14 protein-coding genes are annotated in these 17,732 nt (G+C 33.3%); 3 read left to right on the top strand and 11 right to left on the bottom strand.

Going from position 1 to position 17,732, the window contains the following annotated elements; translation table 11 throughout:
* A complete protein-coding gene (locus CN946_RS06745; protein WP_098860439.1) occupies window positions 1–1,455 on the bottom strand; it encodes a spore germination protein in 1,455 nt (484 codons plus the stop codon).
* A 161-nt stretch (window positions 1,456–1,616) separates the two neighbouring features.
* On the opposite strand from CN946_RS06745, the gene CN946_RS06750 reads away from it, so the two are divergent.
* Both CN946_RS06750 and CN946_RS06755 read left to right on the top strand, forming a co-directional pair.
* Window positions 1,617–2,360 (top strand): hypothetical protein, encoded by a 744-nt coding sequence (locus CN946_RS06750; RefSeq protein ID WP_098860440.1) that lies wholly within the window; start codon window positions 1,617–1,619, stop codon window positions 2,358–2,360.
* Between the two features lie 19 nt (window positions 2,361–2,379).
* Entirely contained in the window at window positions 2,380–2,727 is a 348-nt protein-coding gene (locus CN946_RS06755; RefSeq protein ID WP_098860441.1) for a DUF952 domain-containing protein, read from the top strand.
* A gap of 114 nt (window positions 2,728–2,841) precedes the next feature.
* On the opposite strand, the gene CN946_RS06760 is transcribed toward CN946_RS06755, so the two are convergent.
* On the bottom strand, window positions 2,842–3,576 hold the full coding sequence (locus tag CN946_RS06760; protein WP_098860442.1) for an AAA family ATPase: 735 nt from the start codon (window positions 3,574–3,576) through the stop codon (window positions 2,842–2,844).
* Window positions 3,577–4,222: 646 nt separating this feature from the next.
* Window positions 4,223–4,558: a hypothetical protein gene (locus tag CN946_RS06765; RefSeq protein WP_098860443.1), complete on the bottom strand. Its 336-nt coding sequence runs from the start codon at window positions 4,556–4,558 to the stop codon at window positions 4,223–4,225.
* Window positions 4,559–4,771: 213 nt separating this feature from the next.
* On the opposite strand from CN946_RS06765, the gene CN946_RS06770 reads away from it, so the two are divergent.
* Window positions 4,772–5,839 carry a GIY-YIG nuclease family protein gene (locus tag CN946_RS06770; protein ID WP_353616186.1) on the top strand — a complete coding sequence of 356 codons (1,068 nt, stop codon included), beginning with the start codon at window positions 4,772–4,774 and terminating at the stop codon, window positions 5,837–5,839.
* A gap of 29 nt (window positions 5,840–5,868) precedes the next feature.
* On the opposite strand, the gene CN946_RS06775 is transcribed toward CN946_RS06770, so the two are convergent.
* The 8 genes from CN946_RS06775 to CN946_RS06810 form a co-directional block, all read right to left on the bottom strand.
* The gene (locus CN946_RS06775; RefSeq protein ID WP_098860445.1) at window positions 5,869–7,164 is read right to left on the bottom strand and encodes a uracil/xanthine transporter; all 1,296 of its coding nucleotides are present in this window, start codon (window positions 7,162–7,164) and stop codon (window positions 5,869–5,871) included.
* A gap of 19 nt (window positions 7,165–7,183) precedes the next feature.
* The gene (locus tag CN946_RS06780; RefSeq protein ID WP_098860446.1) at window positions 7,184–8,089 is read right to left on the bottom strand and encodes a DMT family transporter; all 906 of its coding nucleotides are present in this window, start codon (window positions 8,087–8,089) and stop codon (window positions 7,184–7,186) included.
* 374 nt (window positions 8,090–8,463) lie between these two features.
* Window positions 8,464–9,708, bottom strand: a complete 1,245-nt coding sequence (locus CN946_RS06785) for an amidohydrolase (RefSeq protein ID WP_098860447.1) — start codon at window positions 9,706–9,708, stop codon at window positions 8,464–8,466.
* Between the two features lie 33 nt (window positions 9,709–9,741).
* The gene (locus CN946_RS06790) at window positions 9,742–10,983 is read right to left on the bottom strand and encodes an amidohydrolase (protein WP_098860448.1); all 1,242 of its coding nucleotides are present in this window, start codon (window positions 10,981–10,983) and stop codon (window positions 9,742–9,744) included.
* Between the two features lie 23 nt (window positions 10,984–11,006).
* Window positions 11,007–12,278 (bottom strand): amidohydrolase family protein, encoded by a 1,272-nt coding sequence (locus tag CN946_RS06795; protein ID WP_483295372.1) that lies wholly within the window; start codon window positions 12,276–12,278, stop codon window positions 11,007–11,009.
* Between the two features lie 752 nt (window positions 12,279–13,030).
* On the bottom strand, window positions 13,031–14,596 hold the full coding sequence (locus CN946_RS06800) for a glutathione ABC transporter substrate-binding protein (RefSeq protein WP_098860450.1): 1,566 nt from the start codon (window positions 14,594–14,596) through the stop codon (window positions 13,031–13,033).
* Window positions 14,597–14,710: 114 nt separating this feature from the next.
* Entirely contained in the window at window positions 14,711–16,207 is a 1,497-nt protein-coding gene (locus CN946_RS06805; protein ID WP_098860497.1) for an amidohydrolase family protein, read from the bottom strand.
* Between the two features lie 31 nt (window positions 16,208–16,238).
* Complete coding sequence (locus tag CN946_RS06810) at window positions 16,239–17,717, bottom strand: amidohydrolase family protein (RefSeq protein ID WP_098860451.1); 1,479 nt, start codon at window positions 17,715–17,717, stop codon at window positions 16,239–16,241.
* Between the last annotated feature and the right edge of the window lie 15 nt (window positions 17,718–17,732).

Here is a 17,732-nt window from a genome sequence, read left to right on the forward strand (position 1 = left end):
TCATTCTTCATTACGTTTATTTTGTTTTTTCCAAAGATAGTTTAAAGGTATTCTTATGATTGTATCTTTAAATGCATCACGATTGATTGGGGAAAATGGCGATGTATAAGGATTGTTATAGCTAGATAAGCTCAAACCATGGATCATGAGAATCATTGTACTTACAATCAAACCGATTAAACCAAATAATGAAGCCATAATCATAATTGGAAATCGAATGACTCGTAAACTAGATGCCATTTCATAATTTGGAATAATAAATGATGAAATAGCAGTTAAAGCTACGACGATTACCATAATATTACTAACGATTCCTGCTTGTACCGCTGCTTGCCCAATCACAATCCCGCCTACAATGCCAACTGTTGTACTAATAGGTGCTGGTAGCCTAATTGCTGCTTCTCTTAACATTTCTAAGGTTATCTCCATAACTATGGCTTCAAATAAAGGATCAAATGGAACCTTTGCCCTAGATTCCCCGATTGATAGTAGTAATTTTAAAGGAACGATCTCATAATTAAATGAAATAATTGCAATATAGATTCCCGGCAAAAAGATTGTTAAAAAGAATGCAACTACTCTAAGTATTCGATTAAATGAAGCCACCATCGCTCTTGCTGAATAATCATCAATCGTTTTAAAAAATATTGCAAAATTAATCGGTAAAATAATAACCTCAGAAGATCGGTCTACGATTAAAACTACTTTTCCTTCAAGTAATGTCGTCGCTGCAACATCCGGTCTTTCTGTTGTAAAATATTGTGGAAAAGGAGAAAATGGGTTTCTTTCTATTAATTGCGCTAAATGGTTTGCATTTATAACAGAATCAAGTTTTATCTTTGAAATATCTTGTTCTACACCAGATATTAAATCTTCATCTACTAATCCATCGATATACGCGATTGATACGATACTTTTATTCTCATTCCCGATTTCAACTTGCTTAATTTGAAAATCACGGCTTTTAATAAATCTGCGAAGTAAAGCAATATTAGCTAGATCAGTTTCAACAAAGGATATTTTTGAACCTCTTAAAGAATTATCAATACTTGGAGGTGTATAGGCCCTTTGTGGCAATTTTCCAGTTGAATAAACAAATACAGCTGGATCGCCTTCTACAAGGAGAATACTTTTACCATCCAATATTGCTGTTTCAATCTCTAAGATTTCATTAGTACGAACAGTATTATTCGTTATGAATAATTCTATTTCTTCTGTAGTTGAACTTATTGTATTAATAAATTGAGATATTTTTTGTTCATCGGCAATACTAGATAAGTAACAAATCATAGCCTGTTTATCTCTTATAACTAAATTTTTTTTTACTAAATCAGAAGTCGGGAACATTCTCTGAACAATGTTGAGATTTTCTATTAAATTTCCTTCAGTATGAAGTACGGAAGAACGTAAATTATATTTTCTTAAACGCTTCTTTTGTTCATTAGAATAATTCACTTAATCTTCCATCCTTTCATAAATTCCGATCTTACTTTCAGCTAATCAGTTTTATCAAAAATCACCTATTTTATACTTGAAAGGCTAGTTGAGAGATAGTTGGATTTCACGGAGAACTTTCGATACAATGAACTAAAAATAGTTGTGATGGAGGACCAAACATGGCAATCTTAGCTAACGCAAAATTTAAAGAATATAAAACGTTAATATCTTCTTTATCTCCTTCACTTGAAACTAGTGCATTAAAAAGTGAAAAATTTCTAGTAAATAAAGATGAAAAGAAAAATTTAGAAATTTATTATGCTCCTTTTGAGTACATTAATGAGCGAGCAAAAGTCATCATAGTTGGGATTACACCAGGCTTACATCAAATGAAACAATCTTATTCTACTGTCATTAGACTTAAAGACGAAGTGCTGGATGACGAAGAAATTTTACACGAAGTAAAAAAGAATTCTAGCTTTGAAGGACCGATGCGAAAAAATTTAATTGCCATGTTAGATGAATTAGAATTACATCGATATCTTGGATTAAATTCAACTAGCGAACTTTTTAGTACAGCAAGTCATTTAGTACAAACGACCTCTGTCATTAAATACCCAGTTTTTTATAAAGGGAAAAACTATAATGGTTCAACACCGAATATTTTAAGAACCGATCTACTTAAAAAGTATATTGTAAATATCTTTGCGGAAGAAATCATTAGACTAGAACATCCCCTCATTATCCCATTAGGAGTTAATGTTTCAAAAGTTTTAACCTATCTAACAACAAATGATTATTTAAACTCGGACTCCATATTATACGGATTTCCTCATACTTCTGGCGGGAATGGGCATCGACATAAACAATTTGCGGAAAATAAAGAAGATATGAAAAGAAAAATTAAATTATACTTTGAGTAATTATTAAAGGAGAACCAAAATGATTTTACATATTATTGGAAACAAAGACTGGCAAAATGCAAATAATTCTGGTGAATATTCACCTGATAGTTTAAACAACGAGGGTTTTATCCATTGTTCAGCCCTTAAGCAAACTGTTGAAATCGCAAACTTATTCTTTAAAGGTGCAACTGATTTAAAAATACTTTGCATTAATGAAGAAAAAACAAATTCAAAAATCGTATATGAAGATACTGAAAACTTTGGGCAATTATTTCCTCATATTTATGGACCATTAAATTTAGATGCTGTTTTTAAAGTTGTTGATCTTCACGCTGACGAAAATGGACAATTTATATTACCGAATGAATTAATAGAGCAAGAATAACAAAAAACTCAGTTTCACATAGGTGAACTGAGTTTGTAGACAAAGTACTAATAGCTTGATTTTCAGACTGATTGCAAGCGTTTGTCAACAGTCTGAAACTGCGTTTTTTTAGCTTCACTCATCATCACGTAACAAATCATTTAAAAATTTTTCCCTGTTTTGTAAAAAATATTTAGTAATTTGATAGTGATCCGTATTTTCATAATCAATTCTAGAAATTTCTCCATGATCAAAGCTTAAAATGTCTGCATTTGGATAACCCAGTAGAATTGGAGAATGCGTTGCAATAATGAACTGCGAATTTTCATTTTCTACTAAATCATGAATTATTTTTAAAAATGTTAATTGCCTAGCTGGAGACAACGCTGCTTCAGGCTCATCTAACAAATAGATTGCCGTTTCATTAAATCGATTTAAAAATAGAGACAAAAATGATTCCCCATGTGATTGATGATGGAGTGACTGTCCCCCATAGCTATCATATTTTTCATTTGCTGGAGCATCTAATTCATCTAAGTAAGTAGCAAAATTATAAAAAGATTCTGCTCGTAAGAAAAATCCATTCGAAATTTTCGGTAACCAAGAAAGTCTTATGTAATTCCCAAGCTGTGACTCCGCTGCAAAAACTTCATAATTATTATTACGTCCCCCACCTGCTGTATTAAAATCACATTTATCAGCAATAGCTTCCAATAATGTAGACTTTCCAGAACCATTTTCACCTACAAAAAAGGTTACATTACTTCTTAGGTTCAATTTATCAAAAAATTTAATGGAAGGAATTGAAAACGGATATTGGCTAAAGGAATTAATATCATCGCGCAAAAGTGTAATTTTTTTTAAAAACATTTTCATCACCTATGAAGATTATATACTAATTATGATCCGTATCTAAAAATTTATTAGAATGAAGTACATCATATTATTGTCTTGAACAGTAATTGAGGTATCTCAGCTGCGTTTTTTTATTGTAGTTGGCATAATCGATCCATAATCAGCGGATTTTATGATATTTTATTCGGTTTAGTAAGAATAAGAGCATCTTTACATTGAAAGTGTCTACAATCGTCCAACTCCCAGGTCAAAATACCCTAACCAGTATAGGTAATTATTAAGTTTATTTGCTATTCTTGAAATTTAATTGCAGTTTTACTATTTTTAATTGCGATTCTCTAAATTTAATTGTAGTTTTGCTATTTTTAATTGCGATTTTCAGATTTTATTTGCAGTACGCTGTTTATTTGCAACATTTCATCTTTTATTTGCACAAAATGGCTCTTTATTTGCAGTACTCTAAGACTTATTTGCAGCTCAAGCTTTTTGTCATCACTCTTTTTTTATTTGAGTTCCCCTAATATTATTTGCAATTTGTCACTGCTCTTTATTTAAAGTTTTTAAAAACTTTTTTTCCATTAAAAATAAAAAAAGAGGGTTCTCCTAACTAGTTAGACTGTTAGGATTCCCTCGTTTTTTAATGAAGGTCAATTAGATTGAATCAAAATACGGCACTAAGAGCATCCTTATAAATCACAATCGCTCTTACTACGTGAAAAATAGCTACTAGAATAATAGTTACTTCGTAAGCAGATACTTTAACTAAATCGAATTTTTTACGGAGTACAAATTTCCGAAAAAGTGCTGGGAATCCTTCATTCAATTTTAAACAAATAATATAGAATACTAGAATGACAAAGTATAGGAAGAATCCCATGTCAGCATACTTCCAGTTGACTAAATCAGCAAATAAACTGCATAACCAAATTATTAATACATTAACAATACAAGCTAGAATCCAATTGGAGAAAGAGGATGTCGTATAGATCGTTTTCATTAGGATCACTTCTCCTTTAAATCATCTGTAGTCAATTTTTACGCGTGTAGTCGTTCTTTTATGCGTGTATTAAGACTTTAAATTATGTTTTTTATATTAAATTTTGTTGAGGTTATTCCACATAATTGTTCTGACTTTTCATTCCTTTCTCATGTTAAAATGAGATTATACTTACAAGAAAAGGGATGAACTACTATTAATCTACAAGAAAAAGTGAAAAATCTGCCTTTATCCCCTGGCGTTTATTTAATGAAGGATTCAAAAGGTCAAATCCTTTATGTCGGAAAAGCAAAAAGCTTAAAAAAACGAGTTCAATCTTATTTTCAAAATTCAAAGGGACATTCACCAAAAGTGAAAAAACTGGTAACCCATTTAAAGGATTTTGACTATTTATTGACTGATACTGAATTCGATGCTTTCATGCTTGAGTGTCATTTAATTAAAGAAATTAAACCAATGTATAATCGTATGATGAAAAGTCCGCAATCATTTATTTACTTAGTCATCAACTTAAATAAGAAGGTTCCTTCATTTGAAATTAGTTATGAGCCAATTGAAAGTGAAAATGTATTAATATTTGGTCCTTTTACAAGTAGAAGTACTCTTGAAAGAGCAGTTACTGGCATTAAGGAATGCTTTAAAATTAATTGTGGTCATCTGGCAGTTAAGAATAGCGCATGTTTAAATTATTCATTAGGGACATGTAATGGAGTATGTCTAGGTGGATCAGCGCCTGAAGAGTACAATATGATAATTGATAAAGTTATTCGATTTCTTAATCGTACTGACTTGGGTCTGCTTGAAGAAATGGAAAAGCTTATGTTATCTGCATCTGAACAATTTGATTTTGAGGCTGCAGCAAAATACAGGGATTGGATTGAAATGGTAAAGTCTTTAACTAATAAAGAAAAACTAATCGAATTTACTGAACAAAATCATAATATTATTACAATTGAACAATTAGAAAAAAACAAATTTAAGTATTTTCTAATCTGTCGGACACAAATATTGCATTGTGAATTGGTAGAAATTGAAGACGATTCACTTGATCAATTGATTGAACAAATGTATTCAAATTCACTTGATTACTTCAAAAATAATAATAATCAACCTTCTAAAGATGTAAGCCGCGATGAAATCGACGAAGCTCAAATTATCTACAGTTATTTAAATAGTACGAATTGCAAACATTTGATTGTACCTAAAAGATGGCTTAGTCCTTTAAATACTAAATTTAAAAAAGAACTTCAAAAATTAGTTAATTTCTCTAAATTAAAATAAGCCCGAGGATCTTTTCCTCGAGCCTTTTTTTATCCTTTTACCTTCTCAAACTGATTCCAGTTAATCGACTTCTCTAATATAATTGAAAGAATGACACCCATAATCAGTCCATTTGTTAAAAATGGTTGAACAATCATTGGTAGATTTCCAAATGTTCCAGGAGCAATATTCATTAAGCTTACTCCAACTAAAACTGGAGCTGCCAGTCTAAAAATTGTATCTGATGTGAATACTTTTCCATTTGTACTACTAAATGCTGTTCCAAACAATTGAAGATATGCAACAAATAATACTGCATTTCCAACTGTTACAGGCATAGTTGCTAAAAATGAAATTAATGGTGGAAGTACGCCAATTATTGCTAGCAGTGCTCCCCCATATATAAATGGTTTTCTTTCATATATTTGTGTACTTTGCAAAAATCCAAGTGATGATGTAAATGGAGTGTATGGAACAATTCCAAATAATGCAGCAATAATTGTAAAACTGCCTGTGAAAAATAGTGAAAAACGATATTGTTTTGTATTCGCTTCTTCTTTTAATAAATCAGACGCAGCTTTAATTGATGCAAATGTATTACTTAAATTCATAATTCCTGCAAAAAATGAAATCGCAATTATACCTATTTCTAAATTAGGTGCTCCTAAAGGGAATAAAGAAAAATGCGCACCTGCTGCCCCTACTTCTTTTGCATCTGATCCAAATAAAATCGAGTAGAATAACCACCCTACGATAATGCCAATTAATATTGAAAAATTGCTGATAATACGAGAACCTTTTAATTTTAAAATACTAACAAATAATACGATGCATACAGAAAGTATACTGATTGATATACTGATTTCACCTTTACTCGTAATTCCAAGCATTCCTTTAAAGAATACAAATATGAGCTGAAATGAAAGTAAAAATAAATAAACTGTCATAACCATTGGGGTAAAGATTTTTTGAAGAAATGAAATTAAATTGAATGCTGATAAAAGTAATGTAACAATACCTGCTGCAATAAATCCTGTTGCCATTCCTCCTCCAATCTCTGTATAACTTAACCCAAAAGCAGAGGCTGATAATCCTAGATTCAGCATAACTCCCCATAATAAACCAGAATGCCCCTCCATTACCGGATATTTATGACCAATCCATCCTTGTAAAACGGATGCTATACCAGTAAAAATTAGTGAACTTCTGATCGTACTTTCAATAACATCTGAAGGCAAATGAAATGCAGCTCCTATTGATATAGGGACTACAATCGTATTCGCAAAAATAAAAAATAGCCATTGAACCGATGAAAAAAGAGTAGTAGAAACTCTCACGTTTTTCATAGTTTCCTCCTCCTCTTGCTTAAAAATTCTTTGTGTCTTTTATATAGACTGGGTCTTTAGTCACCTTTCTCCATTTTAATGAAGTTGAAAGAAAAACACCAATAATAATGAGTGCTCCACCTAATAATTGAGATGCGGTTATATTATTTTTTAAGACAATCAATCCAACTAACATTGCAATAAATGGTTCTAAGTTAAGAAACATAGCCGCTTTTGATGCTCCGACAATTTGAATTTGGTGATTCCAAATTAAAGTACAAATCCCATGCATAACAATAGCTGTTACAATTAATAGTATCCAAGGCATCGCTTCCTTACTCAACGCCCCAGTTGTCTCTGAAAAAAGCGCAATCGGTAATAAACCTCCAAAACCAATAAAATTAGAGTAAAGAGTAATTGTGGTGGATTCATAGCTTTCCGTAAGCTTTTTAATCATAATAATTGAGATTGAAAACGTGAGCATAGTTAGAAATATCCAGACCAAGCCAATTGTAATTTGAAGTTTTTGTCCGTTTGTAATCACAAAAAAAACACCTATAAAAGCGATAATTGAACCTAATACAAAACCTTTTGTTAGTCTTTCCTTTAAAAATATTGAAGCTAAAAAAGATGTAGTAAGAGGAGCAAGCGCAAGTATTAATGCAGAAGTGGTTGGATGGGTTGTTTCTAAAGCGGAATAAAATGACCATTGATTAATACAAGTACCAATTAACCCAAGTAAAATAATCATAAACCAATCTTTTGTCTTAATCTTTTTCCACTTTTTCTTCATTAATGCATAGAAAGCCATAAATAGTAATATAAAGCACAATCTTAACGCTGACAATAATACTGGTGGAAATTCTTTTACTAGTATTGAACCAAAAATAAAATTACTTCCCCAACAGATTACACAGAAAAGTAATAATAGGTAAGAACGAACCATTTTACAGCCTGCTTTCTCAAATTATTTAAAAAAACTCATCGACAAACGAGCCTTTAGCAAAGACAAATGCGTTGTTGCACTTATACTTAATTCCTAAAATTGGCTACGACGTCGAATAATCTTTCTAGTTCCCTTTCTTAATATGAAAAAATGAAAAAGGAAATCTAGATAATTCTAGAGATCCTTTTTCTTCTAATATTTAGGTTTTACAAAGCTTTGTTCCTTTTGTTCCGGACAGGATAGGTAGTTTAAAGTCTATTGTTTGGATGTTTATTTTCCTTGGGGAGGCTTTTTGGCATCCTTTTTTAACATTAGCTAAGTGGGATTAGCGGAAGCCCACTTAGCTTTTTCCTATCCGATTCTAATTGTTCTATTTATTTACGAATCAATCTTTCTTCACTTAAGGAACCACTAACAATTTTCCCATTATATATTACTGCTTTACGATTTGCGCGTCTAGCAACTGCTTCGGCTGAACAGCTTGCATCTACTAATACTAGATTTGCAGAATCTCCTATTTTGGGCCATACTTGGTTCCCATCAGTATCTAATGGAGTTTTTCCACCCGTAATATATTTTAATGTTTGTGCTAATGATACTTCATCAATCCATCTAAAGCGTTCAGCTAGTCTTCCCGCTCTTTCCAGAATATCGCCTGTTCCGAGTGGCGACCAAACATCAAAAATATTATCATTACCTACTGCTACTTCGACACCTCGCTCATTTAGTAAATCCACTGGAGGCATTTGTCTATTAATTGGAACACTTGTAACAATCGAAATTCCAGCGTCTCTAAAGCTGTTTGCCAATTCGTACGCTTCTTCCCTTGGGATATCGCCTATCCCAAATGCATGACTGATTGCTACTCTTCCTTCCCAGCCTGCTTGTTTAGTAAATTCTACAATACGCTTCATCGTAAATGAGCCTAGATGACCTGGATCGTGTAAATGTATATCAATATCTGCATCAGCTTCAACTGCTAAATTATATAGTTGGTATAATGACTCTTCAATATTTTGATCTACAATAGCAGGGTCAACTGAGCCAACAATTCCTGCTCCATTTCTTAAAGCTTCTCTGACATAATTGAAAGCATTTGACCTTAATAATCCATGCTGAGCAAATGCAACAACTTCGGAGCTAAGTCGGTTCGAATAATTAGTTAGTGCTTGTTCGACTTGCTCTAAATTTCTTATTCCAACCTCTGGGTAAATATCAACATGCGTTCTCACATGGGTAGATCCTGAAGCTAAAAGGATTTCAAGTAAAGCTTCTGCCCGTTCCTTCGTACTTGATGCAATCGTCGGCAAGGCCATTTTTTCATATTCAAAACGTTCAATCACACTAGAAGTTGGAGTACAAGCTCTCCATACATCACCCATTAACGTTTTATCAAGATGTACATGCTTTTCAATAAATGAAGGTAAAACTAGTAAACCGTCTGCATCTTGAACAGTAAATTCACTAGTAATATCCGTTTCTTCTTTTGTTATTCGAGTGATCTTTCCATTTTCAATAAAAAGATGAAATAATTCAGTAGCAGTACCGACCACTTTGCTGTCTTCTTTTTCAAACCCAATTTCTAATCGAGCATTTTTTAACCAATAGCTAGATTTCATGAATCTCACCCCTTCTTTTATTCAATTGTTACTTTATTTCAAAACTGATTCGTAATTCAGTCCACCATAAACAATATTTCCATTAGCAATTACAGCAGCACGTTTTGCACGTCTTGCTACAGCCTCTGCAGAACATGATGCATCTACTAAAACCATGCTTGCTTCATCTCCTACATTTGGCCATAACTGGTTACCCTTTTCATCAAGAGTCCTTAACCCACCCGTGATAAATTGCAATGTTTGAGAAAGTCCGTATTCATCTTTCCAATTATATCTCTCAGCTAATCTGCCTGCTTTTTCTAACATATCTCCTGTTCCATGTGGAGACCAAGAATCATAGAAACCATCACAACCTAAAGCAACTTGTACACCTTTTGAATGTAATAAATCAACAGGTGGCATTACTCTGTTAATCGGGACAGTCGACATAATTGATACGCCTAAGCTTGCTAGTTTGCTAGCCATTTCAACTGATTCATTTTTCGGCACATCACCTAACGCAAATGCATGACTTACTGCTACGCGATTATACCAACCAGCTTGTTCAATAAATGCAACTAGTTTTTGTATAGTATAAAAACCAAGATGGCCTGGGTCATGAATATGAATATCTATATCAGCATCAAACTGTACTGCTAGATCAACCATTTCAAATAATGAAAGTTCAATATTTTGATCAATACCACCAGGATCTAATCCTCCGACAATCGTTGCTCCCTCTCTCATCGCTGTTTTCATAAATGATTTACTATTTGTACGAAGTAATCCATGCTGAGGAAACGCAACAATTTCATGGGTCATTTTATCTTTATAAGTGTAAAGTGCTTTTTGAATTTCTTCTAAATTTTTCAAACCAATAAACGGATCAATATTAACATGTGTTCGAACATGAGTTGCGCCACCTTTTAATAATAGATGAAGCATTTGTTCAGCACGATGTTGACCTGTTTCTGCTAATTCAACAAGTTCAGCTGCTTCTAAATTTAATCTCTCTACTAAATTTGCAGCAGGAATACAAGCCTTCCATGGAATTCCAAGATAAGTCTTATCTAAATGATTATGCATTTCTTTAAAAGCAGGTAAAGCCAGTAAATTTTTTGCGTCCTGAACTGGTAGATCTGTTTGTAATGGAAAATTAGCCAATTGTATTTGTTCAATTTTTCCATCATTAATTAGTAAATTATAAAGAGTAGTCTCAGTACTATCAATTTTTCCATCTTCCAATACAAACCCGCTATCAAGTTTTACATTCTTAAGCCAATATGATTGATTCATCTCATCACTCTCTTTAATAAAACTTAAACTGTTGTTGATTCAAGATTTGAAATTGAACCACTTACAACATTACCTTTAAAAATAACTGCAGCTCGCTTTGCTCGTCTCGCAACTGCTTCAGCTGAGCAAGTAGCTTCTACAAGTACGATGTTTGCTTCATCGCCTACATTTGGCCATGCTTTTTCACCTTCATTATTTAAAGGAGTTACTCCGCCTGTAATAAATCCAAGACTATTAGCAAGTGTTTTTTCTTCAATATATCTAAATCTTTCAGCAAGTCGTCCAACTTTTTCAAGATTATCTCCAATTCCAAATGGCGTCCAATGATCAGTAATGCTGTCATTACCTAGTTCAACTTTTACACCTTTTTCACTTAGTAAAGGAATTGGAATTGTTCTAAAAATTGGAACCGTAGAAGTAATTGAAATTCCTAAATCAGCAAATCTCTCAGCAATCGCAGTAGCATCTGGAACAGAAAGATCAGCTAATCCACTTGCATGACTTACTGTAACTCTTCCTTGCCATCCAGCTTTTTCAGTTAATGTTGCTAATCTTTGCATTGTAAATAATCCAAGATGATCTGGATCATGTAAGTGAACATCGATATCAGAATTTGATTCAACTGCTATTTCCATAATCGTCTCAAGAGAACGTTCGATGTTTTCATCGATTGAAGCTGGATCAACACCACCTACTAGATTTGCTCCATATTTCATAGCTTCTCTTACTAGTTCGACAGAGTGACTTCTTAAAAGTCCGTGTTGTGGAAATGCAACAATTTCATGTGTTAATTTATCTTTATATCCTTCTAAAGCTTGCAGCGTTGCTTCTAAGTTTTTTAATCCGATAACTGGATCAATATTACAATGTGTACGAATGTGAGTCGTACCGTAACTTAATAGTAGATCTAGCATCTTTTCTGCTCTTTCTTTCGCGGTTGGTAATAATTTTGGTAACAAAATTTGCTCTTCTTCAATACGTGTTTTTACACCATTTGTTGCTGGCATACACGCTTTCCATGGTCCACCATAATAAGTTTTATCAATATGAATATGCATTTCTTTAAATGAAGGAACCATTAGAAGGCCTTGCACATCATATTGAGGCAATTGATCTGAAATTAAATCACTAACTACTTGAATAGAAGCAATTTTTCCATTTTCAATTTTAACATTGTACTTTCCAGTTGCAGTTCCGTTGATCACTTCATTGTCATTATAAGTAAAACCATTTTCCAGACTCACATTTGTTAACCAATACGATTTTGACAATATACTCACCCTTCCATCCCACATTAATTTTTGATTCTATTTTAATTATAAGTCTGTTTGAAATATTTTGATTTTAGTATATTTACATATTTTTAAGGTATTTTTACTAATTGTCTACGTCAAACAAATGTAAAGTAAACCTTTTTTAAATAAGTGTGCGTTGGTTGATTTCCACTACAGGATGTTCGCTTTCCATGGGGCGTGACCTGAGCCTCCTCGTTCCTGCGGGGTCTCAGGCTTCCCGCATCTCCCATAGGAGTCGAACATCCTTCCGTTCCAATCAACTTATTCATCAAAGAAAAGTTAATCTTTAAACACAAGTAAAAAAGCCAATCTTCAATACGAATCTAGAAAGCTGTAATTATGCCATGAATCAGAAAAAATATAGTAAAAGATTAAAAAATAGATTAAATTTCTTTTAAAATATCAAACAAAAGTAAGAATTTTAAATTCCGTGTTTAAGAATGCTCTAAACTTTTTATCAAAAAATTTTTATCCCTAAATCAACCAAAATATACACTATTTCATCGAAGATATTATTTCTATATACAAGTAAAAATTGTTTAAGTAGAGCTAGTGGTGATTGAAAGTCTATTATAAGTATGTTTTTTCCTCATGAACCCTCTATGAGGAAGTACTTTTCTTCTTTTTGCTGTTTTACTTCCTCATGAACCCTGTATGAGGACGTTATTTCCGCATTCCCCCTGTTTTTACTTCTACAAAAAAGAAAGTTCACCCCTAAATCAGGATGAACCTCCACTTGCAGAAAAATCAGATTATTTAATTGTTACATCGTTAATCTCTAAATAGCCTGAAGGGCTGATTGAGAAGCCTTTTACATTTTTCGAGATTGCAGCGACATTTTCAATTACTCTTACAGGAATATAAGGTGAATCATCCATTTCAATTTCTTGTGCTTTGGCGTAGATTTCTTTACGTTTTGTTTCGTCTTTTTCTTTTCTTCCAGCATTAATTAAGTCATCAACTTTTGGATTGCTATAGAAGAATGTGTTTCCAGCAGCGCCGCGTGAGTCTGAGTGGAATAGGTTGTACTGATTGTAATCAGCATCTCCTGTTGCGTTTCTCCAGCTAATAATAAACATTTCTGATTGACCTTTATTTACTTTTTCAACGAACGAACCGTATTCCATCACTTGTACTTTTAAATTAATGCCAATTCCTTTTAATTGTGATTGAATAACTTCTGCTAAATTTACTCGTTCTTTACTATCCATCGTTAGGATTGTTGCATCAAATCCATTTGGATATCCAGCTTCTGTTAATAGTTTCTTTGCTTCTTTTAAATTGTAATTGTATGCTTTTAATTGCTCATCGTATCCGAATACTTTTGAGCCCATTGCTGAATTTGCTTTTTTACCGACATTGTTATATACACCTTTAATAATCGAATCCATTTCAACTGCATGAGCGATTGCTTTACGTACACGTACGTCATTAAACGGTTTTTTTGTTACATTGAATCCGATATACTCAGTTCCGTAACCTTCACTTCGGTATACTTCCATAGCCGAGGATGATTCAACTTGATTCATCACTGCTATTGGGAGTGGTTCTGCAATTTGAGCTTCTCCTGTTTCAATCATCGAAATTCTTGTTGAATCTTCTGGAACAACCTTGAAATCAACCTTGTCAATCTTTGGTTTTTTCCCCCAGTAATCTTCATTTTTAACTAATATAATATCCTGTCCTGGGGACCATGATTTAAATTTAAATGGACCTGTTCCGTTTGGTTCTTGAATAATATTCTTACCATATTTATCAATTGTTTTAGGACTTATAATTCCACCTTCATGATTTGCTAAAATTGAAAGAAGTGGTGAGAAAGGCTCGCTTAAAATAAATTGAACTGTATATTCGTCGACTACTTTAACTTCTTTTACCATTTTGAATACTACAGCTCTTGGTGAAGCAACTTTTGGGTCTAATAAACGATCAAAATTTTTCTTTACAGCCTCTGCATTAAATGGTGTACCATCGTGAAACTTCACATCATGTCGTAGTTTAAATTCCCAAGTTTTATCATTGATTTGATTCCATGACTCTGCTAGCATTGGTTGAATTTCGTTATTACTATCTCGCTGGACTAGACCTTCATAAATTTTATGATGGGTAACGCTTGCTGCATTTATTGTAGACATAAATTGCTGATCTAAATTTTCGGCATCTGATAACCGAGCAATTACTAGCGTGCTTCCTCCTTTTGAATCATTTGCTTGTCCATTTGCTTTCGTACCTACGTCTTGATTAGATGAACATCCTGTAATTGTGACAGCAGAAAATAGTACTAGAAAAAATTTACCTATTCCCGATTTTGGTTTCAATGGCACTGCCTCCCTATTAAAGTTGTCTTATAAATATTTATCTAATTATATATAATATTCTGATAATTATTTTTGAATATCTTTACCTGTTTTTTCAGTTTCTTTACTTATTTTTTAATTATTTGACTTTGCTTCTAGTTCTTTAATTGATTCAAGCCTTTTAAAAGATGGTGGAAATAGATCATTTTCAGGAAGTTGTTCGTAATCTCTTTCCATATATCCTTTTCTCATCTTATTAAAATACACTTGGCCTTTTTGTTTTAATACCTCTATATCAAGATTAGGAATTTCTTGATCTTGCATCACAATTCTGCCATTTATAATTGATAGTTTTACATCTCTACCTGAACCACTTACAAACATTGTTCGAATTGGATCATCAATAACGCCCATATGGAATCCATTTAAATCAATTGCAATGATATCTGCTTTTGCACCGACTGCTATTCGGCCTATATCTTCGCGATTAAGAAATGCCGCTGCTCCTAGAGTGATCGAATTGAAGAAATCTGCGTATGTAGATCCTTCAGCATCTTTCTCTACAAGTCTTGAAAGCATGCTACCAGTACGGACATTTTGAAAAATATCTGGAGGGAAAGTATCAGTACCTAATGCAATATTGATTCCCTCCTTCCTATATTTTGCATACGATTCAAGCCCTTCTCCGTGTCTTCCTATAATAAGTGGACAATGGATAACAGTAGTATTTGTTTCTTTCAGAAGTGAAATATCATTATCAATATTGTAATTCGCTCCACTATAGCCCGATACAAAATGAGCATGTGGTATTCCTGTATTTGGACCTAGGAATCCAAGATTATATAAATATTTAATTGGTGTAACTCCGTGTTCTTTTAAAATTGTATTAAATTCAAAACTTCCTTGCGCAGCATGTAGCTTGATTGGAACGTTTAATTTGTCACTGTAATATTTTGTTTTTATCAATATTTCTTCAGTCTGTGATTCGATTCTTTCTGGAGCTAACATCCCTCTGACCAATCCATCAAATGCACCATCAAAGGTTTCAACAAACTTTACTGCTCTTTCTAATCCTTCCTCGCCCGCTTTTTCATCCCAATGAATTTTGACGTTTCCATCTGGTTCGACTACTCTAATTCCAGCTTGATAGCTTGGTCCAAGGTAAATTCTCAACCCTAGTTTTCCTGCATGATTTGCGGCAGCTTCTAACTCTTCAAAAGTTTCAGCCCAATTTTTGTAAAAAACGGATGTAATCGGCATAGCAGTAGTGATTCCATTTAAGATAAGCTGCGAATATGCATATATAGATTTAAATGCTTCTTCCTCCTCACTCATTAGCTCATGATGCCCATTTTTTACAAACTCCTCAGACCAAAGGAGATTTTTTTGTCTATTTGATTTCGCTTCTAAATGTAAAATATCATGGTCAATGTCACCTAACGCATTTAAATCAATAAAACCAGGACTAAGGATTGCGTTTCCAACGTCAATTACTTGATCTACTTCTTCCGTATAGTTTTTTCCAACAAACAAAATTGTATCTTTTTCATATACAATCTCTGCATTTTTCAATATGACATGTTCACTTCCGTCAAAACCAATTACATATCTTCCCTTTAGCTTCGTTTTCATTTTTTCTCCCTTCGAATTTGAAAATTTCACTTTATTTTTCAACATATCTCATCTCATCAACATAAGCACGAGCATGTCCCCAGAAATACTTTGTAGGTTGCATATATTTTTCTAATCCAGCGCGTTTTATCGTTGCAAATGCTTCTTCATTTGCTTCATTTAAAACTGTGCTTTCATGAACGGTATTTACATTTCTGCCTTCCATAATAAGTTTTCCATCAACAATCACATGGTCTACATCATTTGCCACAGCTTGAAATACTAACCGATGAACATGCATATACTCTGGAGTCAAATGTGGTTGATGAAGATTAACTGTGATGACATCTGCTTTTTTTCCAATTTCTAGTGAACCTATTTCATCGTCCCAACCTATACATTTTGCTGCATCAATTGTTACCATTTCTAAAAGCTTACCTGGTGGTAAATAGTAATAGTCTCTAAGAGCTGCTTGATGTACAAACTGTGTCTTCCTCATTGCTTGGAATAAATCAAAGCTCGTAGATGGTGAGGTACCATCTGTAGAAATCGCAACAGTTGCCCCCATTTCAATTAATTCTGTGATTGGTGTACGTGCATTAACTTGCCCAAAACCAGGAGAAGCACTAATGTTTGTACCAGTTTCAGCTAATATTTTGGCTTCATCGAATGAAATACCTCGACAATGCTGAAGATGAACATCAGGACCTAGTAGCGCATTTTCTTTATCTTGAATGGCTAAATGAATCATTCCACCAAATGCATCTGAATGAATTCTTGTATTATATTTCCTAGCAATCTCTCTTATTTTTTTAGCTTGATAAAGATCATGTTTTGTTAACCCGTAAAGTCGATCCGGAGAAGTCGGATAGGAAGGATCAACAGACGTTACAATAACAAATGGTGTAATAAAAGCTCTTGTTCGATCATCATTTGCATGATTCAATGCCTCAATAACTGCTTCTGCTCCTTTTAGTACTTCTTCATAAGTAACTTCTTTCTCAATTCTTTTCCCATCAACCCATCTACTAAATGAATGTGGCCATGGTGGGTTACACGGACCTGTACAAACTACTTCACGAACTCCTACTTCGTTGTAAGCTTTTGCATGGTTTATCGCAAATATTGGATCATCAGATCTTGGCACTGACCCTAACACACTAACACCTGTTGTAATACCCGCTTTTAATCTTTCAAGTGCTGATAGCTTTCCTTCGTAATACCAAAAATCATCCGTCACATAATGCTTATACGTATTCGTCATAATCGGCATCCAAAAATCGATATTCTCCATCGCAATTGTTTTAAACATTGAATGACCACCATGACCATGAACATCTATTAATCCAGGTAAAATACATTGATGACTACAATCAATTACTTTTTTCGCCTCATACTTAGTTTTCAAGTTTTCGCTCAGATCAATGTCTATTATTCTCCCATTGTGAATAGCAACGGAGCCATTTTCGATAATTCTTCTTTCTGTGTCCATTGTGATAACAGTTCCATTAACTAATAACAAATCAATCATTTTTTTCCTCCTAAT

This window comes from Bacillus sp. AFS053548, from assembly GCF_002575105.1.
GTDB lineage: Bacteria > Bacillota > Bacilli > Bacillales > Bacillaceae_G > Gottfriedia.